The organism is Streptomyces sp. NPDC023541, assembly GCF_055559995.1.
Map to the genome: position 1 here is coordinate 93,892 of NZ_JBVHJO010000005.1, position 21,578 is coordinate 115,469.

20 protein-coding genes are annotated in these 21,578 nt (G+C 71.9%); 11 read left to right on the forward strand and 9 right to left on the reverse strand.

Annotation, left to right across the window (positions count from 1 at the left end):
• The first annotated feature begins 12 nt into the window (after positions 1-12).
• Complete coding sequence (locus tag ACZ3X1_RS13955; RefSeq protein WP_356812884.1) at positions 13-1,029, forward strand: YdcF family protein; 1,017 nt, start codon at positions 13-15, stop codon at positions 1,027-1,029.
• Between the two features lie 69 nt (positions 1,030-1,098).
• Here ACZ3X1_RS13955 and ACZ3X1_RS13960 read toward each other — a convergent pair whose 3' ends face one another.
• Complete coding sequence (locus ACZ3X1_RS13960) at positions 1,099-2,454, reverse strand: carbohydrate-binding protein (protein WP_467279733.1); 1,356 nt, start codon at positions 2,452-2,454, stop codon at positions 1,099-1,101.
• 179 nt (positions 2,455-2,633) lie between these two features.
• On the opposite strand from ACZ3X1_RS13960, the gene ACZ3X1_RS13965 reads away from it, so the two are divergent.
• A complete protein-coding gene (locus tag ACZ3X1_RS13965) occupies positions 2,634-2,819 on the forward strand; it encodes a hypothetical protein (RefSeq protein ID WP_356812886.1) in 186 nt (61 codons plus the stop codon).
• A 211-nt stretch (positions 2,820-3,030) separates the two neighbouring features.
• Here ACZ3X1_RS13965 and ACZ3X1_RS13970 read toward each other — a convergent pair whose 3' ends face one another.
• Positions 3,031-4,020 carry a LysR family transcriptional regulator gene (locus ACZ3X1_RS13970; RefSeq protein WP_467279737.1) on the reverse strand — a complete coding sequence of 330 codons (990 nt, stop codon included), beginning with the start codon at positions 4,018-4,020 and terminating at the stop codon, positions 3,031-3,033.
• 107 nt (positions 4,021-4,127) lie between these two features.
• On the opposite strand from ACZ3X1_RS13970, the gene ACZ3X1_RS13975 reads away from it, so the two are divergent.
• Positions 4,128-4,586 carry a nitroreductase/quinone reductase family protein gene (locus tag ACZ3X1_RS13975; protein ID WP_467279739.1) on the forward strand — a complete coding sequence of 153 codons (459 nt, stop codon included), beginning with the start codon at positions 4,128-4,130 and terminating at the stop codon, positions 4,584-4,586.
• Positions 4,587-4,589: 3 nt separating this feature from the next.
• On the opposite strand, the gene ACZ3X1_RS13980 is transcribed toward ACZ3X1_RS13975, so the two are convergent.
• The 4 genes from ACZ3X1_RS13980 to ACZ3X1_RS13995 all read right to left on the reverse strand — a co-directional run bounded on the left by ACZ3X1_RS13980 (position 4,590) and on the right by ACZ3X1_RS13995 (position 8,350).
• Positions 4,590-5,447: an arylamine N-acetyltransferase family protein gene (locus tag ACZ3X1_RS13980; protein WP_467279741.1), complete on the reverse strand. Its 858-nt coding sequence runs from the start codon at positions 5,445-5,447 to the stop codon at positions 4,590-4,592.
• A gap of 139 nt (positions 5,448-5,586) precedes the next feature.
• Positions 5,587-5,856 carry a hypothetical protein gene (locus ACZ3X1_RS13985; RefSeq protein WP_467279743.1) on the reverse strand — a complete coding sequence of 90 codons (270 nt, stop codon included), beginning with the start codon at positions 5,854-5,856 and terminating at the stop codon, positions 5,587-5,589.
• Positions 5,857-5,868: 12 nt separating this feature from the next.
• Entirely contained in the window at positions 5,869-6,345 is a 477-nt protein-coding gene (locus ACZ3X1_RS13990) for a macro domain-containing protein (protein WP_356815979.1), read from the reverse strand.
• A 1,771-nt stretch (positions 6,346-8,116) separates the two neighbouring features.
• Positions 8,117-8,350, reverse strand: a complete 234-nt coding sequence (locus ACZ3X1_RS13995) for a hypothetical protein (protein WP_030665735.1) — start codon at positions 8,348-8,350, stop codon at positions 8,117-8,119.
• Between the two features lie 331 nt (positions 8,351-8,681).
• Between ACZ3X1_RS13995 and ACZ3X1_RS14000 the strand changes: the two genes are divergently transcribed.
• From ACZ3X1_RS14000 to ACZ3X1_RS14010, 3 genes are all read left to right on the forward strand, one after another.
• On the forward strand, positions 8,682-9,893 hold the full coding sequence (locus ACZ3X1_RS14000) for a pyridoxal phosphate-dependent aminotransferase (RefSeq protein WP_356813023.1): 1,212 nt from the start codon (positions 8,682-8,684) through the stop codon (positions 9,891-9,893).
• 101 nt (positions 9,894-9,994) lie between these two features.
• Complete coding sequence (locus ACZ3X1_RS14005) at positions 9,995-10,387, forward strand: SCO4983 family protein (RefSeq protein WP_467279749.1); 393 nt, start codon at positions 9,995-9,997, stop codon at positions 10,385-10,387.
• 241 nt (positions 10,388-10,628) lie between these two features.
• A complete protein-coding gene (locus ACZ3X1_RS14010; protein WP_356813025.1) occupies positions 10,629-11,270 on the forward strand; it encodes an RDD family protein in 642 nt (213 codons plus the stop codon).
• 43 nt (positions 11,271-11,313) lie between these two features.
• Here the strand turns inward: ACZ3X1_RS14010 and ACZ3X1_RS14015 are convergent, their stop codons facing one another.
• Positions 11,314-11,760, reverse strand: a complete 447-nt coding sequence (locus tag ACZ3X1_RS14015; RefSeq protein ID WP_362625320.1) for a hypothetical protein — start codon at positions 11,758-11,760, stop codon at positions 11,314-11,316.
• A gap of 138 nt (positions 11,761-11,898) precedes the next feature.
• Here ACZ3X1_RS14015 and ACZ3X1_RS14020 point away from each other — a divergent pair, with 138 nt between their 5' ends.
• Genes ACZ3X1_RS14020 through ACZ3X1_RS14035 form a run of 4 tightly spaced genes read left to right on the forward strand, consistent with a single transcriptional unit; the run spans position 11,899 to position 16,408 of the window.
• Positions 11,899-12,978 (forward strand): hypothetical protein, encoded by a 1,080-nt coding sequence (locus tag ACZ3X1_RS14020; RefSeq protein ID WP_467279754.1) that lies wholly within the window; start codon positions 11,899-11,901, stop codon positions 12,976-12,978.
• 10 nt (positions 12,979-12,988) lie between these two features.
• Complete coding sequence (locus tag ACZ3X1_RS14025) at positions 12,989-14,176, forward strand: toxic anion resistance protein (RefSeq protein ID WP_467279757.1); 1,188 nt, start codon at positions 12,989-12,991, stop codon at positions 14,174-14,176.
• A complete protein-coding gene (locus ACZ3X1_RS14030; protein ID WP_362625314.1) occupies positions 14,173-15,810 on the forward strand; it encodes a substrate-binding and vWA domain-containing protein in 1,638 nt (545 codons plus the stop codon). The genes ACZ3X1_RS14025 and ACZ3X1_RS14030 overlap by 4 nt, the downstream gene beginning before the upstream one ends.
• A complete protein-coding gene (locus ACZ3X1_RS14035; RefSeq protein WP_356813030.1) occupies positions 15,797-16,408 on the forward strand; it encodes a hypothetical protein in 612 nt (203 codons plus the stop codon). The genes ACZ3X1_RS14030 and ACZ3X1_RS14035 overlap by 14 nt, the downstream gene beginning before the upstream one ends.
• A gap of 116 nt (positions 16,409-16,524) precedes the next feature.
• Here the strand turns inward: ACZ3X1_RS14035 and ACZ3X1_RS14040 are convergent, their stop codons facing one another.
• The gene (locus ACZ3X1_RS14040) at positions 16,525-18,351 is read right to left on the reverse strand and encodes a phosphoenolpyruvate carboxykinase (GTP) (protein ID WP_356813032.1); all 1,827 of its coding nucleotides are present in this window, start codon (positions 18,349-18,351) and stop codon (positions 16,525-16,527) included.
• Positions 18,352-18,571: 220 nt separating this feature from the next.
• Here ACZ3X1_RS14040 and trhA point away from each other — a divergent pair, with 220 nt between their 5' ends.
• The gene (trhA, locus tag ACZ3X1_RS14045) at positions 18,572-19,303 is read left to right on the forward strand and encodes a PAQR family membrane homeostasis protein TrhA (protein ID WP_467279766.1); all 732 of its coding nucleotides are present in this window, start codon (positions 18,572-18,574) and stop codon (positions 19,301-19,303) included.
• Between the two features lie 159 nt (positions 19,304-19,462).
• Here the strand turns inward: trhA and ACZ3X1_RS14050 are convergent, their stop codons facing one another.
• Complete coding sequence (locus ACZ3X1_RS14050; RefSeq protein ID WP_467279768.1) at positions 19,463-21,538, reverse strand: thioredoxin domain-containing protein; 2,076 nt, start codon at positions 21,536-21,538, stop codon at positions 19,463-19,465.
• Between the last annotated feature and the right edge of the window lie 40 nt (positions 21,539-21,578).

Genomic DNA, 21,578 nt, shown 5'->3' on the forward strand with positions numbered 1-21,578 from the left:
TACGATGGCGCCATGGTCGCCTTCGCCCTCGCCGCCCTGCTCTTCCTCGCGTTCTGCATAAGCGTCCGGCAGGACCGGCGCCGCTTCAGCAACGCCGTGCTCCTGGGACTGACCTTCCTCACGGCCTTCTCGGCCCTCTTCCTCCAAGTGGGCAAACTGCCCTTCTGGGCGGGCGTCACGGTCGCCGTCCTCACCTTCGCCTCGCCCGCGTTCGGCATCCTGGCGCTGGGCGTCCTCCTCGTACGCAACGGCATGACGATGGTCCGCAAGGAGGGTTTCCGCCCGGCCAACCTGCTGTCGATGCTCGCGGGCCTCGCGATCTTCGCGCTGATCGCGTTGCTGGTCCTCGTCGCCGTGGTCGGCTCCCCCGTCCTCGGCGGCATCGCCGGAACCCTCACCGTCGTCGCTGGCTACGTCTCCTTCGTCTTCTTCTGCTTCCTCGGCTACGCGTTCCTCTACGGCCGGATCAAGGTGCGCGGCGACATCGACCACGTGGTCATGCTGGGCTCGGGCCTCATCGGCGGGGACCGCGTGCCGCCGCTGCTGGCCTCACGCCTGCGCAAGGGGCAGCAGATCTACGCGGGTCAGCTGGCCCGCGGCGGCCGGCCGCCGGTGCTGCTCGTCTCGGGCGGCAAGGGCTCGGACGAGAAGGTCGCGGAGGCCCGGGCGATGGCGGACTGGCTGATCTCGGAGGGCGTGCCGGCTGACCACATCGTGCTGGAGGACCGGTCCACCACGACCGAGGAGAACATGCGCTTCAGCCGGGAGATCATGGAGGCGCACGATCCGGCGTACCGGTGCGTGGTGGTCACCAACAACTTCCACGCCTTCCGGGCCGCGATGCTGGCACGCAAGACCGGCGTCAACGGGCAGGTGCTGGGCTCCCCCACCGCGAAGTACTACTGGCCGAGCGCCACCATCCGGGAGTTCGTCGCGGTCTTCTGGGAGCACCGGACCGTGAACCTGGCCATCTGCGGCCTGCTGACCGTCTTCGGCGCGCTCGGCACGCTGGCCGCGGTCCTGGTCTGACGCGCGCGGCGCACGGGGAAGGTGCCGTGACTCCCCCCTTGGCAGTCACGGCACCGGTCACCGAACCGATCAGACCCGCTGCCAGAGGGCCGGGACGTTCGGCGGCTCCCAGCCGGTCTGGGCCTGGTGCCCCTGGATGCAGCGGTAGGTCGCACCGCCGTGGGTGGCGGTCGCGCCGGCCGCGTAGACGGTGCCCGCCTTCCAGGTGCCGCCCGGCTCGGGCTCGCCGGGACCGGGGCCGGGGCCCGGATCGCCGCCGCCGACCTTGAGGGTCAGCCCGTACGCCGACAGGATCGGGTTCAGCGGCTGGAAGAAGGTGGTCCCGCCGCTGGAGCAGTTGCCGGAGCCGCCCGAGGTCACGCCCTGGGCCTGGCTGCCGGAGATGTAGGAGCCGCCGGAGTCGCCCGGCTCGGCGCAGACCGTCGTACGGGTCACGCCGGAGATGGTGCCCTCGGGGTAGGTGACGCTGGTGTTGTGCTGCTGGATCGTGCCGCAGTGCCATCCGGTGGTCGAGCCGGACCGGCACACAGAAGCCCCCACCGGCTGCAGCACCGAGCCCGCGACCTGCACGTTCGCGCCGCCGCTGCCCTTCACGTACGGGGTCGAGGTCCAGTTCGTGTTCGCGGCGACCCAGGCCATGTCGTTGCCGGGGAAGACCGAGGCCTGGAAGGAGCCCTGGGCGAGCTGGTTGAAGCCGGTGGTGGTGGTCCCGGCGCGCCCGCAGTGCCCGGCGGTGGCGAAGCCGTTGACGGTCCCCTTGGTCACGGGGAAGCCGACGGAGCAGCGGCCGCTGCCGTTCATGTAGTAGGCGTCCCCGCCGCGCAGGTCGTAGAGCGGACGCGGGGCCTGGGTCGTACGGATCACCGTGACCAGGGCAGGGTCGGTGCCTGTCCCGGCGAGCAGCCGGGCGGCCGCACCCTCTTCTGTCTCCTCGACGACGAGCGTGTTGGAGCGCGGGTCGACGTAGCGGACGGGGGTCGCGGGGCCGGCGGCCCGGTCCAGTACCGCCTTGGCGCCGTCGAGGTCGGCCAGGGTACGGACGACCAGCTTCGCCCGGGCCCCGGCGGCCCGTATCGCGGTGGTGTCGCCGGCCCGCGTGGTGGCGACGGTGAGGGTGCCGGCGTCGGCCCCGTCCACCCAGGCCCCGGCGAAGGCCGCGCCGAGCCGGTCCCGGAGGCGGGCGGCGGTGGCCCCGGCCTCGGCTTCGTGTGCGAGACGGGCCTTGGCCTGCGTGGGGGTCAGGCCGAGGTCGCGCTGCATGGCGGCGAGCAGCTCGGGGGGTGCGTCGGCGGTCCGCAGGGTGGTGGCGGCGGAGGGCACCGCGGGGGCGGGGGCCGGGTCGGCGACGGCGCCGCCGGTCCCGGCCAGCAGCAGCCCGGCGGCGGCCAGGGCGGTACACGCCGCGCGGGCGTGTCGCTTGAGCATGGGGGATCTCCTCGGTTTCCGGTGGGGGGTCTGCGGAAACCGTAGAAATCCGAACCTTCCTGCGGGAGCTGCCGGTTGGCCCCTCCCCCGGTGGTATGCCCGTCGCCCCGCGAAGGTCGAAGTGCGTTCATGGGGCGGCGGCCGGAGTATGGGGGCAGGGAAACCGTAGGAGGTACGCGATGGTCAGTGAACCCGACGAGCAGCCCACACGGTCGGACCGGCTCTTCACGGGCGGGGAACGACCGTACGACCCCGAGGACCTCGTGATGGCGACAGGCCACGACCCGACTCCGGAGCGGGTCGAGAAGGCCCGCCAGTTGATCGAGAAGGAGGGCCCGCAGGTCATCGAGCGCTACCTGCCGTAGGCCCGGCACCGCCCGAAGGCTGCCCCCCACGCCCCCGGCCCCGCCGGGGGCGTCGCCGTCCCGCCGCACCAGCCCAACCCGCCGGCGTTCGAGGCGCGGGAGCCCGGGGGCACGGCACCGCACCGATCCAGCCCCGCCGGCGTTCGAGGCGCGGGGGCCCGGGGCAGCGCCGCCGCACGGCCCGGGCCTGCCCGGCCCGGCCCGGCCCGCACTACGCCGCAGGCCACGGCTCGGCCGGCCGCAACGCCCCCGAGACCGGAGCCGCCCGCAGGGCCGATCCCCCGCCCGCCGCCCGCCCCAGGGCCTCGGCATGGGCCGCCCTCGCATGCCCCAGCACCTCCACCGCCCGCGCAGCGACCCGCGCGGCGGGGTGCCATCCGAGCACGTGCCGCCACACCAGCGGAGTCCCGGCGAGCGGCCGGGTGACCACCCCCGGGGTCGCCGGGAAGGTCGCCCGGCACAGGCCCACGGCCCGCCCCACCTGCACCAGGTGCACGCAGGAGGCCGTGTCGGTCTCGTAGACACGGGCGGGCGTGAATCCCGCCCGCACGCACGCCGCGGCGAAGCAGTCGCCGAAACACCCGTCACCGGGGACGTCCGTCCAGGCCTCGGCAGCCAGCTCTGCCAGTGCGACCTCCTCGCGCGGCGCGCGCCCCAGGGCCAGCGGGTGCTCCTCGGCCAGCATCACGTGCACCGCATCGCGCGCCACTTCCATCCACGCCAGCCGCCCGGGTTCCGGCGGCGCGCTCTCGCCGCAGACTCCGACCAGCGCGAAATCCAGGCGCCCCTCGGCCACGCCCCCGGCGACCTCCCGCTCCGACCAGGAGGTGTACGTAGTCACCGGAACCCCGGGCTCCTCATCGGCGAGCCGGTCCACGAGCCCGCCGAGCAGCGGGCCGTGCGTCCCGCCGAGCCGATAGCCCTGCGCCCCCTGCCGTGCGAACCTCTGCGCCTCCTCCTGGAGCTCGCACACCGCGGGCAGCAGCACCCTGGCCCGCTCCAGCACCAGCTCCCCGAGCGCGGTGGCCCGTACGCCCTCCCGCCCGCGCACGAACAGCGTGCCGCCCAGCGCCCGCTCCACCCGCTTCAGCTGCGCGCTGAGCGCGGGCTGCGCCAGACCGAGCACGGTGGCGGCGCGGGTCAGGCTCCCGGCGTCGGCGACTGCCCTGACGATCTTGAGATGCCTCAGCTCCAGATCCATGACACGGAGCTTGGTCCAGACTTATAGACGCGCGCTACGGGTCGTACGCATCCAGAATCGTTAATGCTCGTTAGCCGCCAGGGGGCCACGACCCTAAGGACAGGTAAATGCACACACTCGAAGTCGACTGGGACCACCCCACGGACCCGCGACCCGGCCCACGGCTCGACCACGTCCGCGCCTACGTCAGCACCGCCGGCGCCGACGGGCACCTGTGGCACGGCGTCCCCACGCTGCTGCTCACCACGCTCGACCGCACCACCAACACCACCGTACGCATCCCGCTGATCTACGGCGAGGACGCGGGCCGCTTCCTCGTCGTGGCCTCCGCCGACGGCGCCCCGGACCACCCCCACTGGTACCGCAACCTCACCGCCCACCCGGAGGTCCGCCTCCAGGTGGGCGCCGCCGCTTTCGAGGCGACGGCGCACACCGCGACCGCGACGGAACGGGAGGTGTACTGGGAGATGATGACCGCCCTGTGGCCCCCGTTCGAGGACGACCAGTCGGCCGCCCGGCCCCGCCAGATCCCCCTGGTGATCCTGGAACGCCTCCCGGGCCGCTGACCGTCAGGCGTCCGCCGCCCGTCGGGCGGCGATCTCACGGAGTTCCTCCTCCTTGAGCGCGATCCCGAACACCGTGCGCAGGGTTCCGTCCAGCGCCTCCGCGGCGATCTCCTCGGTGGTGCTCGACCCGTCGGGGAGGGTGGTGACGAGCGTCAGGTCGTCCAGGCTGTGGTGGGCGGCCGGGGTCATGCGCTGCGCGAAGAGCCGGCGGACGAACGGGGAGCGCGCGTTCGTGCCCACGAAGTGGCTGCCGACGACGTAGTCGATCGGGTACTGGGCGGTGAGGGTGAAGGTGTGACGGTCGACCCAGGGCGTCGGCGCGCGCCCGGGGTCGTCGTCCGGCCCGGACGGACGAGGGGCGGTCTGGAACAGCCACCACTGATCGATGCCGTGGGCGCCCGGCCGCCGCTCCAGCCGGTGCCGCCAGCCGTCGTACGCGACGTGGGCGCCGTCGGCGAGTTCGATCGGCCCGAGCGGACCGGCCCCGAAGCCGACGTCACACAGCCACTCGCGGTCGTCGTCGCGGGCGGTCACGGCGAGCAGGCCGTGCGTGGCGGGAAGCACCTTGGGCGCGCCCAGGCTGACCCGGCCGATCATGCCGGTGACGTGGAACCCGAGGCGTTCGACGGCGGCCGCGAAGAGGAGCACGTGCTCGAAGCAGTAGCCGCCGCGACGGTCCCGTACGAGCCGGGCCTCGACGGAGGGCAGGTCGAGCGGCAGGTCCCGGCCGAGGACGGCGTGGACGTTCTCGAAGGGGATGCCGGTGGTGTGGGCCCGCTGGAGGTCCCGCAGCACGGCGAGGGTGGGCTCGCGGGGACCTTCGTACCCGATCCGGGCCAGATAGGCGTCGAGGTCCAGCAACCCGCCGGACCACCGGTCGGGCCGGTGGTCGGTCGGGCTGGGGACGGTGACAGGGGCGGTTTTTACGGGGGCGGTTAGGGGGGCGGTTACGGGGATGTCGGCTGACCGGATGTCCATGACTCCAGCCTCCTACCTCGGCCTACCCCGCGGTCAAACCGGAATGCGGCCCTTCCGTACACAACCGCGGTCCGAGCCGGGACCGCAGGGCCCGGGCGGTGGACCGCACCTCGTCGTCCATGGAACCACCCGCGACGACGTCGAGCACGGCGAGCACGAGGTCGGCCTCCGCCCGGGTGAGGAGGGGCAGGCGTTCGGGTTCGGCCGGGGATTCGATCTCCTCGGCCACGATGCTGGTGTACAGGTCGTCGAGCGTCACGTGGGAGAAACGCGCCGACCCGGCCCCGGTCACGGCCGGATCGGTTCAGCCCCGGTCGTAGACGGTCACCTCGACGTCCCGCTCGCACAGCGCCCCGCTGATCAACGGCTCGACGCGCGACCAGACCCCGCCCGCCAGCCCGCATCCGATCCTCGGCATGTGCACGCTCGCACCCAGCTCGACGGCGTGCCCGGCCAGCGCGACCAGGCAGCGCTCCAGGGCGTCGTAACGGATCGGCGGGCCCCCGCTCCCGGTCCGCATCCCGCGCTGCCCGACCATGTTGGCCACCCACACGTCGGGCTTCACCCGCACCAGCTGCACGGCGCCCAACCCGAAGTCGTTGCCGCTGCGCCCCCGGTGCCAGGCCCGGTACGCAGCCTCCGGCTCGGGCCACCGCTTCGAAACGGCCAGCACGAACCCCTTCCCCCACCCCCCGAGGTCGTTGCAGACATGAGCAATGACTTTGGGCCCTTTGGCCTGGGGACTCGTCGCATCCCCCGCGATGATCCGCAGCGACTTCACTCCCCGACGATACGACGCCCCACCGACAACGCCCGCCCGGCAAGGGAGGCTTACCGGCACCCGGTGGCCGCCACTTGCTGCGCTGCGCAGACGCGCTGTCGGCAGGGCGGGGGGAGGCTTCGCGGGCAGCGGGAGCCGCGGGGGCGGGAGCCGCGGGGACGGGAGCCGCGGGGACGGGAGCCGCGGGGACGGGAGCCGCGGGCAGCGGGAACCGCGGGGACGGGAGCCGCGGGCAGCGGGAACCGCGGGGACGGGAGCCGCGGGGACGGGAGCCGCGGGACGGGAGCCGCGGGGACGGGAGCCGCGGGGCGGAGCAGGAAGGGCGAGGGGAGGCTTCGGGAGGTCGGGAGCCGCTGGAGCGGTGTCAGGGATGTCCTGGGGGTTTCCCGTCAGTCCCATCGTCTCCCCGTGTCGGGCCGGCCCGTCAAGGGCGCTCGTTCCTCGCGTCGCTTCGCGATGTCGCTGCGCTCCACCCTTGACCGACCGTCCCGCCACGGAAATCCGAAAGACTGCCGGGAAGCCCCCAAAGGAACGGGCCGGGACCAGATTTCAGGACGGGGCGTCGGATGCGTCCGGGCAGAGCCCGGTGCGCGTCCAATCGCTACGCGCTCCTGCGAGACGGCGTCAGCGAGCCGCTTGGGCTGGTCATAAGCCGCCGCAAATCGCTACGCGCTCCTGCCAGACGGCGCCTGCGAGCCCCTTGGGTTGGGCATAGGCCGCCATCGATCGCTACGCGCTCCTGCCGGACGGCGTCAGCGAGCCCCTTGGGCTGGTCATAGGCCGCCACCAATCGCTACGCGCTTCTCGACGACCGCGTCCGCCCCTCATCTGGGGTCGATAGGGGCCCTATCGCGGGGCGGAAGGGCGATCCATCGGCTCAGCCGAACCCAACCCCCATCAAGACCACCATGGGATCCCAGCCGTCGGTACAGACAGGGGCAATTGGGGCGAATTGACGGCTCTTCGAGGCACACACCCGCCCAGACATGGATTGGCATCGCTCCAGCCGTCGTCTGACGCCTTTCCTCCCCCACACAGGGGCCAGACGCTGTCCATGAAGAGTGGAGGAAGGTTTCTGCGGCCCGCGACCAGCCCCAGACGGATCGCAGACGCCTGATCGACAAGCGCGTAGCGGTTGGTGGCGGCTTATGCCCAGCCACAGGGGCTCGCAGGCGCCGTCCCGCAGGAGCGCGTAGCGATTTGGGGCGGCTTATGTCCAGCCACAAGGGGCTCGCGGACGCCGTCTCACAGGAGCGCGTAGCGATTGGACGCGCACCGGGCTCTGCCCGCGCATCGCTGGCCGCCCCGTCTCTTGCTCGATCCCCCGGCCCGTTCCTTTGGGGGCTTCCCGGCTGTCCTCGTATGTCCGGGGCGGGACGGTCGGTCAAGTGTGGAGCGCAGCGACATCGCGAAGCGACGCGAGGAACGAGCGCCCTTGACGGGCCGGCCCGACAGCGGAGAGACGATGGGACTGACGGGAAACCCCCAGCACATCCCTGACACCGCTCCAGCGGCTCCCGACCTCCCGAAGCCTCCCCTCACCCTTCCCTCTCCGCCCGAGCGTCCCCCGCCCCCGCGAAGCCCCCACGCCTCCTCCGTCCCCGCCCGCGCGGAACCCGCCCCCTGAAGCCACCCCACACCCTCCCGGCTCCGCCCGAGCGTCCCCCGACCCCGCGAAGCCCCCGCGCCTCCTCCGTCCCCGCCCGCGCGGCTCCCGATCCCCCGAAGCCCGCCCACCGGAGCCCCCGGCCTGGGAGGGGCCCGGGCCCCGTCAGAGGTATTCGCGGGCGAACTCGACCGCCCACTCGATCGCCGCCACCGGGACGCTGGCCGCCGCCGGGTCGATGGTCAGGCGGGCGCCCTCCCAGCCCTGGCCGTGCTCGCGGAAGATCGCGAAGTGTCCTTCCTCCAGCGTCCCTTCCGGCCTGACCAGGAACTCGATCGCCCGGTCGTCGCCATCCGTGCCGACCGTGGTGATCGCCATGTCACCGACTACGAACTCCACTGCCCCGCGCTCCTTGGTTGCCGTCGTTCAGGCATCACTCGCCCTGGTTCAGGACCCCAGCCTCTCCCGCGGGCCCCGCGCCCGCATGAGTGCGCGTACTCAGCCCGGGTACTCAGTCCCCCCACGTTCCACCCAAGGTGACGAGGGCAACACGCACCCCGGCGCGCAGGTCGGCCTCACCCATTTCCGTAGGTCGGACGACGGCCGCGCCCCGGATTCCAAGGGAAGAGCGCACACCCACCCGCCCATCGCGCCAAACGGGATAAATCGGCCTTCGAGTCTCTCCCGAAAAGGCAGGTCGAGCCCGCACCCGGCCCCGTAAGCTCCCGTCATGCAGGTGATCCAGTCAACGAAACTCGCCAATGTCTGCTACGAGATCCGCGGCCCCGTGCTCGAAGAGGCGATGCGGCTCGAAGCAGCAGGTCATCGCATCCTCAAGCTCAACACGGGCAACCCCGCGGCCTTCGGCTTCGAGTGCCCGCCGGAGATCCTCGAGGACATGCTCCGCAACCTGGGCTCCGCCCACGGCTACGGCGACGCGAAGGGCCTGCTGTCCGCGCGCCGTGCGGTCATGCAGCATTACCAGACCAAGGGCATCGACTTGGACGTCGAGGACATCTACCTCGGCAACGGCGTCTCCGAGCTGATCACGATGTCGATGCAGGCGCTGCTCGACGACGGCGACGAGGTCCTGGTCCCCGCACCGGACTACCCGCTGTGGACGGCGTCCGTCTCCCTCGCCGGCGGTACGGCCGTGCACTACCGCTGCGACGAGCAGGCCGACTGGATGCCGGACCTCGCCGACATCGAGCGCAGGGTGACCGACCGCACCAAGGCGATCGTGATCATCAACCCGAACAACCCGACGGGCGCCGTCTACGACGAGGAGATGCTGCGCGGGCTGACGGACATCGCACGCCGCCACAACCTGGTCGTCTGCTCGGACGAGATCTACGACCGGATCCTGTACGACGGCACCAAGCACTTCAACACGGCCGCCATCGCCCCGGACGTCCTGACGCTGACCTTCAACGGCCTGTCCAAGAACTACCGGGTCGCCGGCTACCGGGCCGGCTGGATGGCCGTGTGCGGCCCGAAGAAGCACGCCACCGACTACATCGAGGGCCTGACGATCCTCGCGAACATGCGCCTGTGCGCGAACATGCCCTCGCAGCACGCGGTGGCCACCGCGCTCGGCGGCCGGCAGTCCATCGAGGACCTGGTGCTGCCCGGCGGGCGGATCCTGGAGCAGCGCAACGTCGCCTACGACCTGCTCACCCAGATCCCGGGCGTGACCTGCGTGAAGCCGAAGGGTGCGCTGTACGCCTTCCCCAGGCTGGACCCGGCGGTCTACAAGATCAAGGACGACCGGCAGATGGTCCTGGACCTGCTGCGGGCCGAGAAGATCATGGTCGTGCACGGTACGGGCTTCAACTGGCCCGAGCCCGACCACTTCCGGATCGTCACCCTGCCCAACGCCAAGGACCTCGCGGACGCCGTGACCCGGATCGGGAACTTCCTGGACGGCTACAGCCAGGTCTGATCCCGGCCAGAAGCGATCACACCGGCCAACATCAGGATCCAGCTCAACTTTAGAACCAATCCAATGTAGGATGGCCTCCTGACCACGCAGGAGGCCTCCTCATGTACGAGCCGATCCGCACGAAGCCGGTCGTCCAGCGCATGGGCGGCACCACGGTCGACTACCCCCACAGCAGCCGCGCCGAAGCGCTGGACATCCAGCTCGCCGGCCACCTCGCGGCCCTGCTCGCCGTCACCGACGAGCTCGGGCTCGACGAGGCCGCCGAGTCGATCGCCGCCCAGATCGCCCGGCTGCGCGGGTCCCTGCCCACCCGGGCACCCCGGCCGCCCGTGGGGGACGCCGCCGCGCTGCACCGGCGCGCGCACGACCTCGCCGCCCGTGCTCTCCTCGTCGCCGCGTCCCGCGCCGACACCACCGTCGCGATCCTCACCGCCGAGCGCATGGACGCGCATGCCGCCGCCCTGGAGTCCCTGGACCTGGCCGACGCCCTCTAGACGGCCCCGGTCCGGGGCCGCGGAGGCTCCGGACCGGGTGCCATGACCGCCGGACGGCCCTCCGGGGCCCACCCTGCCGCACGCCCCGCCGCCCGGCCCGCGGCCAACGAATTGGACAGATCCCCGCGCTCCGAACACGATGTTGGCTGAAACATCGCGGCAGCACGGGGGAGGCCGCTCATATGGTCCATCTCCTCCACTCCGCTTCGTCCCCGATCGAGCACCCTGGAGAGATACGCCAATGAGCTTCGGCGATCCGAACAACCCCTACGGCCAGCAGCCCCCGCAGGGCCAGCCCGGCTACGGGCAGCAGGCCCCGCAGGGCGTCCCCCCGCAGTACGGCTACCCGCAGCAGCCGGCGCCGGGCGCGGCCCCGCAGTACGGCTACCCGCAGCAGACCCCGCCGCAGGCGAACTACGGCGCGTACCCGCCTCCGGGCATGCCCGGCATGCCCTCCGGGATGCCGCCGCTGGCCCACTGGGGTCTGCGCTTCGGCGCGTACCTGCTCGACATGCTGATCATCGCCGGCCCGATGTACGCGCTGATCGGCCTCGGTTCGGCGTTCGCCGGCGACGAGGCGGGCGACACGATCGCCGGCGTGCTGAGCCTCGTCGGCATGCTGTACGCCTTCGGCATGGCCATCTTCCAGCTCTACAAGGAAGGCACCACCGGCCAGACGCAGGGCAAGAAGATCGTCGGCATCAGCCTGCACCGCGAGGCCGACGGCGCGACGCTCGGCTTCGGCATGGCCTTCGTCCGCAAGCTGGCGCACTTCCTGGACAGCATGGCCTGCTACCTCGGCTGGCTCTGGCCGCTGTGGGACGCCAAGAAGCAGACCTTCGCCGACAAGGTGTGCAGCACCGTCGTCGTCAAGGTGAACTGAACCGCGACGCCTGAGCGGGCATCAGCCTCACCCGCCCCACCCGCTACGGGACCCCGGGTGCCGGGGTCGCCGGCGTGAACTCCGCGCCGGCGACCCCGCACCAGGGCACCGTCGCCACCGGCCACACCGGGCCGACCGCCTCCGCGTACTCGGTCGCACCCGGGGCCACACCCGGGATCCTCACCAGCGCCTGCGCCGCGCGCCCTCCCGGGTCCGCTTCGGCGCGGTCGCGGAACTCCACCGTCACGACGTAGGCGCCGGCGCCCCCGGCCCGCCCCGTCGCCTCGACCGCGGCCGCCACCCGCCGGCTGGCCGGATCGACACGGCAGCCGGTGACCCGTACGTCCTCCACCGCCGCCCGCGGCGGCGCCTCCTGCGGTTCACCGCCGCTCGCCCACACGTACAGGCCCAGCGGGGCGAACACCAGCAGCCCGGCGATCGTCACCAGGCCGACCAGCCAGCCCTGCCACTTCAACGCGCTCACGCCCATGCCCCCGATCCTCCCGGGCGGCCGCCCCGCCCACCAGCACCCGCGAACTCACACAGCATTTCGAAGTGGGACCGCCTGGACACCTGACGTTCACCCAAGAGGGCGCGGAATGTGGGTTTCCGTGAGCACGCTGCACCCGTGAGACGCATCCTAGGAATCGTCCTGGGCCTCCTCCTGATCGGTGGCGTGCTCTACGTCGTCGCACTGCAGGGGCAGGGTCACCCAGAAACCACGGCAACGAAGACCGTGCGTGGCGTCATCGGTTCGGAGAAGTCCGAATTCTTCCGCGACCCGGACGTCGTCAAGGCCCTTGCCGCCAAGGGCTACATCGTGAAGACAGAGACCTCGGGCTCCTGGGCGATGGACCAACTCGCCCTCGACGAATTCGACTTCGCCTTCCCCGGCAGCAGTGAACCCGCCAAGGAGGTCGCGGCGGCCGCCGGGCTCAAGGGAGCCCAGGAGACCAAGCCCTTCTACTCCCCGCTCGTCGTGGTCGCCCGCCCGAAGGCGGCCCGGGTGCTGGCCGCCAACGGCCTCGCCACCATGACCGGCAAGAACTCCGGGACCCTGCTGATGGGCCCCTTCCTCAAGGCCGCCGCCGAGGACCGCACCTGGCAGCAGCTGCCCGGCTCCTCCGCCCACGCCGAACTGACCGGCACGGTGTTCGTCAAGACCACCGATCCGGCCTCCTCCAACTCCGGCGCGCTCTTCCTCGCCGCCACCTCCAACGTCGCGAACGGCAACAGCGTCGTCGCCGACGACGCCGGCATCGAGCGCACCGCGCCCCTGATGCGCAAGCTGATCTCCGTCCAGGGCGCCCTGGAGACGAGCACGGACGACCCCTTCCGGGCCTTCATCAGCGGCAGCGGCGAACCGCTGATCCTGGTGTACGAGTCCCAGGTCGCCTCGCTGTTGCTGCAGAAGCAGGACCCCGGCGAGATGGTGGTGCTCTACCCGGACACCACCGTGAACACGGCGCACACCTTTGTCCCGCTCAGCGACGACGCGAAGGAGCTGGGCAGGCTCCTCACCACCGATCCGAAGCTTCGGGAGCTGGCCGTGCTCCGCGGGTTCCGCCCGCAGGACGGGGTGGCCGAGTTCACGGCCGCGACCGCCCCGCACGCCGACCACCTCAACCCGGGGCTGAGCGGGATCCGCCAGGTCGGCACACCCACCGTCAAGATCCTCATGGCGCTCGCCCAGCGCGCCAAGGGCTAGGGGACACACCATGACACTGACACCTCCCGAGGACGCCCCGTTCGTCCTCAGCGCTCCCGAGCCCGTCGCCCCCGTCCGCAAGGAGCAGGCCACCGGCCTGGTACCGCTCCAGGACGGGGTCCGCGACGAGATGGCCCGCCGGGCCGGGGAGTACGTCGGCTCGCTCGCCGGGATCGACGCCCGCTCCCCCGAGTTCGCGCAGCGCATCGGCGAGATCACCGCGCTCGGCTCGGCCGACATCCGCACCGCAGCCCAGCAGTCCAACCGGATGCTGGAGCGGGCCGTGCGCTCCCTCGGCTCCGACGGCGGGGCCGACGCCCAGGCGCGCGTCGCCGGCTCCCTCGTAGAACTGCGGCGCACCGTGGAGGACCTCGACCCCCGGGACACGCCCGCCAAGGGCGCCCGCAAGCTGCTCGCGAAGCTGCCGGGCGGCAACAGGTTCCGCGACCACGTGGCGAAGTACGCCTCCTCGCAGGCCACCTTGAACCGGATCGTTGGGGCGCTGCGCAGCGGGCAGGACGAGCTGCGGCGCGACAACGCGGCCCTGCACACCGAACGCTCCCGGCTGTGGGAGACGATGGGCAAGCTGCAGGAGTACGCCGTCCTGACCGAAGCCCTGGACACCGCCGTCGGGCAGCGCGTCGCCGAGGCCGAGCACACCGATCCGCAAGGAGCCGGCGCGCTGCGCGCGGACGTGCTCTTCCCGGTCCGCCAGAAGCACCAGGACCTGCTGACGCAGCTGGCCGTCTGCGCCCAGGGCTACCTGGCGATGGACGTGGTCCGGCGCAACAACGACGAGCTGATCAAGGGTGTCGACCGGGCGGCGACCACCACCGTCTCGGCGCTGCGCATCGCGGTGATGCTGGCCTCCGCACTGGACAGCCAGCGCACGGTGATCGAGCAGGTCAACGCCCTGAAGGGGACCACCGAGGACCTGATCCGGGGGAACGCGGACATGCTGTCGACACAGAGCGGAGAGATCCAGCGGATGGCGGCAGATCCGGCGGTGGGCGCGCAGACGCTGCGGACGGCCTTCGCGCAGATCTACAAGACGCTGGACGCGATCGACACCTTCAAGGTGCAGGCCACCGACAACATGGCCGCGACGGTGGAGTCCCTCGCCGGTGAGCTGCAGAACGCGTCGGCGTACCTGGCGCGGACGCGGACGGCCGGCGCGCTCGAAGGCGGTGCCCTGTGAGCGGGCGCGCCGGCCGCGCCTGGATCGCCGGTGTGGTCCTCGCCTCGCTCGTCGGCGCGAGCGGCTGTACCTCCGGCGGCGAGGCCGAACCGGGGCGGACGGCGTACAAGGAGGGCACCCTGCGGGTGCTGGCCTCCAGTGAGCTCGCGGACATGGAGCCGGTGCTCCAGCAGGCCCGGAAGGCGACCGGGGTCACGGTGGAGCTCACCTGGTCCGGGACGCTGGACGCCGCCGAGCAGGTCGCCTCCGGGCAGGCCGACGGCAAGTACGACGCGATCTGGCTGTCCTCCAACGACTACCTGCGGCTGCGGCCCGAGGCCGCCGGGAAGCTCTCCAGCGAGACCCCGGTGATGTCCTCGCCCGTCGCCCTCGGCGTGAAGCCGGAGGCGCTGGCCCGGCTCGGCTGGAAGCCCGGTGAGGTCACCTGGCCGGCGGTGCACGAGGCCGTCGCCGCGGGGAAGCTGACGTACGGGATGACCGACCCGGTGCGCTCCAACTCCGGTTTCTCCGCGCTGGTCTCGGTGGCGTCGGGGCTGTCGGGGGCGCAGGCGGCGTTGAGCGACGCGGACGTGAAGGCGGCCACGCCCCGGCTGAAGGAGTTCTTCGCGGGGCAGAAGCTGACGTCGGGCTCCTCGGGGTGGCTGGTGGCCGCGTACGGCAAGCGCGGGGACGTGGACGCGCTGGTGAACTACGAGTCGGTGCTGCTGTCCATGAACCGTGACGCGAAGGGCGGCGGGGCGCCGCTGACGGTGGTCCGGCCGCGGGACGGTGTGGTGACGGCCCACTACCCGCTGACGCTGCTGACGTCGGCCCCGGCCGGGGCCCGCGATGCGGGGCGGGCGCTGACGGACTACCTGCGCGGCGCCGAGGCGCAGCAGGCGATCACCGGGCAGACCTTCCGCCGCCCGGTGGCGGCGGGGGTGGCCCCGGCGGCCGGGCTGGACCAGGAGAAGCGGCGCGAGCTGCCTTTCCCGGGGTCGCGTGTCGTCGCCGACGGGCTGCTGGCCTCGTACGAGAACGAGCTGCGCAGGCCGTCGCGGACGGTGTACGTGCTGGACACCTCGGGGTCGATGAGCGAGGAGGACCGCATCGGGCGCCTGAGGTCGGCGCTGACCGATCTGACGGGCAGCGGCAGTTCGGGTACGGGGCGGCGCTTCCGGGACCGCGAGGAGGTCACGCTGCTGCCCTTCGGGTCGAAGGTGAAGGGGGTGAACACGCACGTGGTGGAGCCGGGCAATCCGGGGCCTGCCCTGGACGCGATCCGCCGGAACGTGAAGGCGCTGGAGCCGGAGGGCGGTACGGCGATCTACGGCAGCCTGGAGGCGGCGTACCAGCAGCTGGGCAAGGGCGGCGCGGACGCCTTCACCTCGATCGTGCTGATGACGGACGGCGAGAACACCGAGGGCGTCGGGGCCAAGCACTTCGAATCCTTCTACGCGGGGCTGCCCGAGGCGCAGAGGCGGACGCCGGTGTTCGCGGTGCTGTTCGGCGACTCGGACCGCAAGGAGCTCACCCGCATCACCGAACTGACCGGCGGGCGGCTCTTCGACGCCACCGGCACGGGGGTCCCCCCAGCGGTGGCTGGGGGCGGTTCGCTGGCCGGAGCCTTCGAGGAGATCCGTGGCTACCAGTAGGGCGACCGGGGCCTTGCAGTACCTGGAGTCGAAGAAGAACCTGGCCGGCTCCGCCTGCGGCGTGGCCGGCCTGGCCCTCACCCTCGCGGGGGTGGCCGGTGCGTACTGGCCGGTGGTGGTCGCCGGGCTGTACGGGGCGGGCGCGCTGATCGCCCCGCCGGAGCGGACGGCACCGCCGCCGTTCGATCCGCGGGAGGAACTGGGCGTGCTGCGCGAGGACTTCGGGCGGCTGCGGGAGTACGTGGCCGAGGTGGAGGTGCCGTCGGGGGCCGGGGAGGCGCTCGCGGAACTGCTGGAGCTGTACGGGGCGCTGCTGGAGCCGGGGTGGGTGGCCGATGTGCTGGTCACCGATCCGGAGGCGGTGCACGCGGTGTCCCGGGCGGTGCGGCAGGACGTGCCGGAGAGCGTGGACGCGTACAACCGGACCCGTTGGTGGAGCCGGATGGCGCCGGGCGGAGAGTCGCCGGAGCGGCACCTGGAGCGGCAGCTGGCGCTCCTGGACGAGGAGGCGCGACGCGTAACGGCGGGCCTCCACGAGGTGGAGGCCCGCCGTCAGCAGACGCACACGACCTACCTGGAGGAGCGCGGACGCTCCTGACAGGGCGGGTCGGTGCTGCGGTGGGCGCCGCTTGGTCGGGGGCTCCCACAGCGGTGGGACGCCGCTTGGTCGGGGGCTCCCACGTTCATCGGCCCTTCTTCAGGGCGTGTCCTGGCTCAGCCCAGGCGCTCCACGAGTGCGTGGTACTGCTCCCACAGCTCCTTGGGAGTGTGGTCGCCGTAGGTGTTGAGGTGCTCGGGGACCAGGGCGGCCTCTTCGCGCCAGACCTCCTTGTCGACGGTGAGGAGGAAGTCGAGGTCCTCGGCCGGGAGGTCGAGGCCGTCGAGGTCGAGGGACTCCTTGGTCGGCAGGATGCCGATGGGGGTCTCGACGCCCTCGGCGGTGCCGTCGAGGCGGCCGACGATCCACTTCAGGACGCGGCTGTTCTCGCCGAAGCCGGGCCACACGAACTTGCCCGCGTCGTTCTTGCGGAACCAGTTGACGTAGTAGATCTTCGGGAGCTTGGCCTGGTCCTTGTCGGCGGCGACCTTCACCCAGTGGGCCATGTAGTCGCCCATGTTGTAGCCGCAGAACGGCAGCATGGCGAAGGGGTCGCGGCGCAGCTCGCCGACCTTGCCCTCGGCGGCGGCGGTCTTCTCGGAGGCGATGTTCGAGCCGATGAAGACGCCGTGGTTCCAGTCGAAGGACTCGGTGACCAGCGGGACGGCGGAGGCGCGGCGGCCGCCGAAGAGGATCGCGGAGATCGGGACGCCCTTGGGGTCCTCCCACTCGGGGGCGATCGTCGGGCACTGGGAGGCCGGGACGGCGAAGCGGGCGTTGGGGTGGGCGGCGGGGGTCTGCGAGGCCGGAGTCCAGTCGTTGCCCTTCCAGTCGACGAGGTGCGCGGGCGCCTCTTCGGTCATGCCCTCCCACCACACGTCGCCGTCGTCGGTGAGCGCCACGTTGGTGAAGACGGTGTTGGCGTACATGGTCTTCATGGCGTTGGCGTTGGTGTGCTCGCCGGTGCCGGGGGCGACGCCGAAGAAGCCGGCCTCGGGGTTGATCGCGTAGAGGCGGCCGTCCTCGCCGAAGCGCATCCAGGCGATGTCGTCGCCGATGGTCTCGACCGTCCAGCCGGGGATCGTGGGCTCCAGCATGGCGAGGTTGGTCTTGCCGCAGGCGGACGGGAAGGCGGCGGCGACGTACTTCGTCTCGCCCTCGCCGGCCGGCGGGGTGAGCTTGAGGATCAGCATGTGCTCGGCGAGCCAGCCCTCGTCGCGGGCCATGACGGACGCGATGCGCAGGGCGTAGCACTTCTTGCCGAGCAGGGCGTTGCCGCCGTAGCCGGATCCGAAGGACCAGATCTCGCGGGTCTCGGGGAAGTGCGAGATGTACTTGGTGGTGTTGCAGGGCCACGGGACGTCGGCCTGGCCCTCGGCGAGCGGAGCGCCGAGGGTGTGGACGGCCTTGACGAAGAACCCGTCGGTGCCGAGCTCGTCGAGGACGGGCTTGCCCATGCGGGTCATGGTGCGCATGGCGACGGCGACGTAGGCGGAGTCGGTGATCTCGACGCCGATCGCGGAGAGCTCGGAGCCGAGGGGGCCCATGCAGAACGGGACGACGTACATCGTCCGGCCCTTCATGGAGCCGCGGAAGATGCCCTTCTCACCGGCGAAGATCTCCTTCATCTCGGAAGGAGCCTTCCAGTGGTTCGTGGGGCCGGCGTCCTGCTCCTTCTCGGAGCAGATGAAGGTCCGGTCTTCGACGCGCGCGACGTCGGAGGGGTCGGAGGCGGCGTAGTAGGAGTTCGGGCGCTTCGTCTCGTCGAGCTTCTTGAACGTTCCCTTGGCGACGAGCTCCTCGCACAGGCGCTCGTACTCGCCCTCGGAGCCGTCGCACCAGACGACGCGGTCCGGCTGGGTGAGGGCTGCGATCTCGTCCACCCAGGAGATCAGCTCCTGGTGAGTCGTCGGGATGGTGGGAGCCGCGTTGTCGCGCGCCACGATTGCTCCTTGTTGAGGGGTTTGTTTGGTGTAGGCCCCGTGGGGGCTGCGACCCGGACGCTTCGCGCTCCGCTCATCCGGTGTCGACCGCACTCATCTGATCATCCGGTGGATGTGCGCATATGTCCAGAGGGCCTCTCACGTGAGCATTGCCACGTCCGTCAATCTTCCGTAAAGAGGATGAGCGGAAACCTACGGACCCGTAGGTAGCATGGCGCGCATGACTTCTGACGCCGCCGCCGTCCCCGCCGCCGAGGCCGCAGCGACCCGTGAGGCCTCCCCGGTCGTCGAGGCCGCGGAGGCCGTCGAGTCCGCCATCGAGGCCAAGCCCCTGCTGCGCGGCTGGCTCCATCTCGGAATGTTCCCCGCCGTGATCGTCGCGGGCCTGGCACTGATGGCCTTCACCGACTCGACCCGGGCCCGCGTCGCCTGCGGGGTCTACATCCTCACCGCCTGCCTCCTCTTCGGCGTCAGCGCGGTCTACCACCGCGGGACCTGGGGCCCGCGCGGCGAAGCCGTCCTGCGACGGCTCGACCACGCCAACATCTTCCTGATCATCGCGGGCACCTACACCCCGCTGACCGTCCTGCTGCTCCCGCCCTCCACCGGCCGGACCCTGCTGTGGGCGGTGTGGATCGCGGCGGCCGCGGGCATCGCCTTCCGCGTCTTCTGGGTCGGCGCCCCGCGCTGGCTCTACACCCCCTGCTACATCGCCATGGGCTGGGCGGCCGTCTTCTTCCTGCCCGACTTCATGCGCACCGGCGGCATCGCCGTCCTGGTCCTCGTGATCGTCGGCGGTCTCCTCTACAGCGCCGGCGGCGTCATCTACGGCATGAAGCGGCCCAACCCCTCCCCCCGCTTCTTCGGCTTCCACGAGGTCTTCCACTCCCTGACCCTCGCGGCCTTCGTCGCCCACTACGTCGGCATCTCGCTCGCCGCGTACCAGCACTGAGCCCCACCAGGAGGGGCCCGGCCGCACGCTCGCGGCCGGGCCCCTCCTGCGATGGGACGCGTTCAGCAGGCCAACCCGTCACCGTCGGGGTCGAGCCGCAGCGGATCGCTGCGGTTGACCTTCAGGCGCCCGGGGTACTTTGGCGGCACTCCCGTCCCTTCAGGGACGAACCGCACCCAACTGCTCCGCCAGCTCCACCGGGTCCGTCGTAGGCCGCGCGCAGACGAAATGTCGACACACGTACGCCGCCGGAAGGTCACGCACGAGCGTGCGCTCGGCCAGAAGCGGGAACTCCCCCTCGCCACCCTCGCCACCCTCCGCGGAATGCGGCAGCCCGACCGCGACCACCGCACCGGGGGCCGTCCCCAGCAACGCCGCCCGGTGCAGCGCCGCACGCGCCGGATCCTCCGGATGACCGACGACCGCCACCTCACGCGGCCCGTCCAGCAGCGCCTCGGCCACCGCCAGCCCGTGCCCGATGAAGCGCGGCACGCGCGGACCGAGCGCGTGCACCACCCCGAGCGCCCGCTCCGCCGCCGTACGGTGCGCATCGGAACCCGTGTGCGCGGCGTACGACAGCAACGCGCCCGCGGCGGCCGTCCACCCCGACGGCGCCGCCGTGTCGGTCGGATCCTGCGGCCTGCGGATCAGCTTCTCCGCGTCGTGCGCCGTGTCGTACAGCGACCCGTCCTCGGCGGTGAACCGGTCCAGGACCAGGTCCGCGAGGAAACCGGCGAACTCCAGCCAGACCCCCTCACCGGTCACCGCGGCCAGGGCCAGAAACCCCTCCGCGACGTCGCCGTAGTCCTCCAACACCCCGGCGTTGGCCCCCACGTGACCGTCCTTGCTGGTCCGTGCGAGCCGGGGGGCCCGGCCGACGGCCGCGTCGAAGTGCACCCGCACCAGCAGATCGGCGGCCTCGGTCGCCCGCTCCACCAGGTCGGGCCGCTCGAAGTACGCCCCGCACTCGGCCAGCGCGGCAATGGCCAGGCCGTTCCACGCGGCGACGACCTTGTCGTCCCGCCCGGGCGCGGGCCGCTCCGCCCGCGCGGCCAGCAGCCGCGCCTTGATCCCGGCGATCCGCTCGGCCTCCACCGACGGCCCGTCCTGCGGCAACTGGAGCACGGACTTGCCGTGCTCGAAGGTCCCCTCCTCCGTCACCCCGAAGTACCCGGCCGCGAGCGCCCCGTCGTCCTCCCCCAGCACCTCCCGCAACTGGGCGGGCGTCCAGGCGTAGTACGCGCCCTCCACGTGCTCGCCGGTCGCCGGATCCTCGCTGTCGGCGTCGAGGGCGGAGGCGAAGCCGCCCTGACCGGTCCGCAGCTCCCGCACCATGAAGTCGGCGGTCTCCAGCGCGACCCGCCGCGCGAGCTCGGAACCGGTGGACCGCCACAGGTGGGCGTAGACCCGGCAGAGCAGGGCGTTGTCGTAGAGCATCTTCTCGAAGTGCGGCACCACCCACTCCCGGTCCACGGAGTACCGCGCGAACCCGCCGGCGAGCTGGTCGTAGATCCCGCCGCGCGCCATCGCCTCGCAGGTGTCGGCGGCCATCTGCAGCGCGCCCTCGGACCCGGTGCGGGCGTGGTGGCGCAGCAGGAACTCCAGCACCATGGACGGCGGGAACTTCGGCGCCCCGCCGAACCCGCCGCGCGTGGCGTCGTACTCGCGCGTCAGCCCGAGCAGCGCCTGCGCGAGCTCCTCGGGGCCCGGGGTCCCGGCCCTCCCGTAGTCCAGCTGCCGGCCGGCCAGGTCCCGCGTGATGTTCTGCGCGACCTCGGCGACCTCCGCGCGCCGCCCCACCCAGGCGGCCCGCACGCCTTCGAGGACCTGCATGAAGGAGGGCATCCCGTGCCGCGGCTCGGGCGGGAAGTAGGTCCCGAAGTAGAACGGCTCGGCGTCGGCGGTGAGGAAGACCGTCATGGGCCACCCGCCCTGCCCGGTGGCGGCCTGCACGGCCTCCATGTAGACGGCGTCGACATCGGGCCGCTCCTCGCGGTCCACCTTGATGTTGACGAAGTGTTCGTTGAGATAACCGGCCGTCAGTTCATCTTTGAAGCTTTCGACTTCGAATACATGGCACCAGTGGCAGCTTGAATAGCCGACGCTCAGATGGACGGGCACCCCCCGCTCGCGCGCCTCGGCGAAGGCCTCGGGCGACCACGGCCACCAGTCGACGGGGTTGTCCGCATGCTGGAGCAGGTACGGCGAGGTCTCGTTCGCAAGGCGATTCGGCATGGCCCCATCCTGCCGCACCACCCCGTGTACGGCTCGTGAC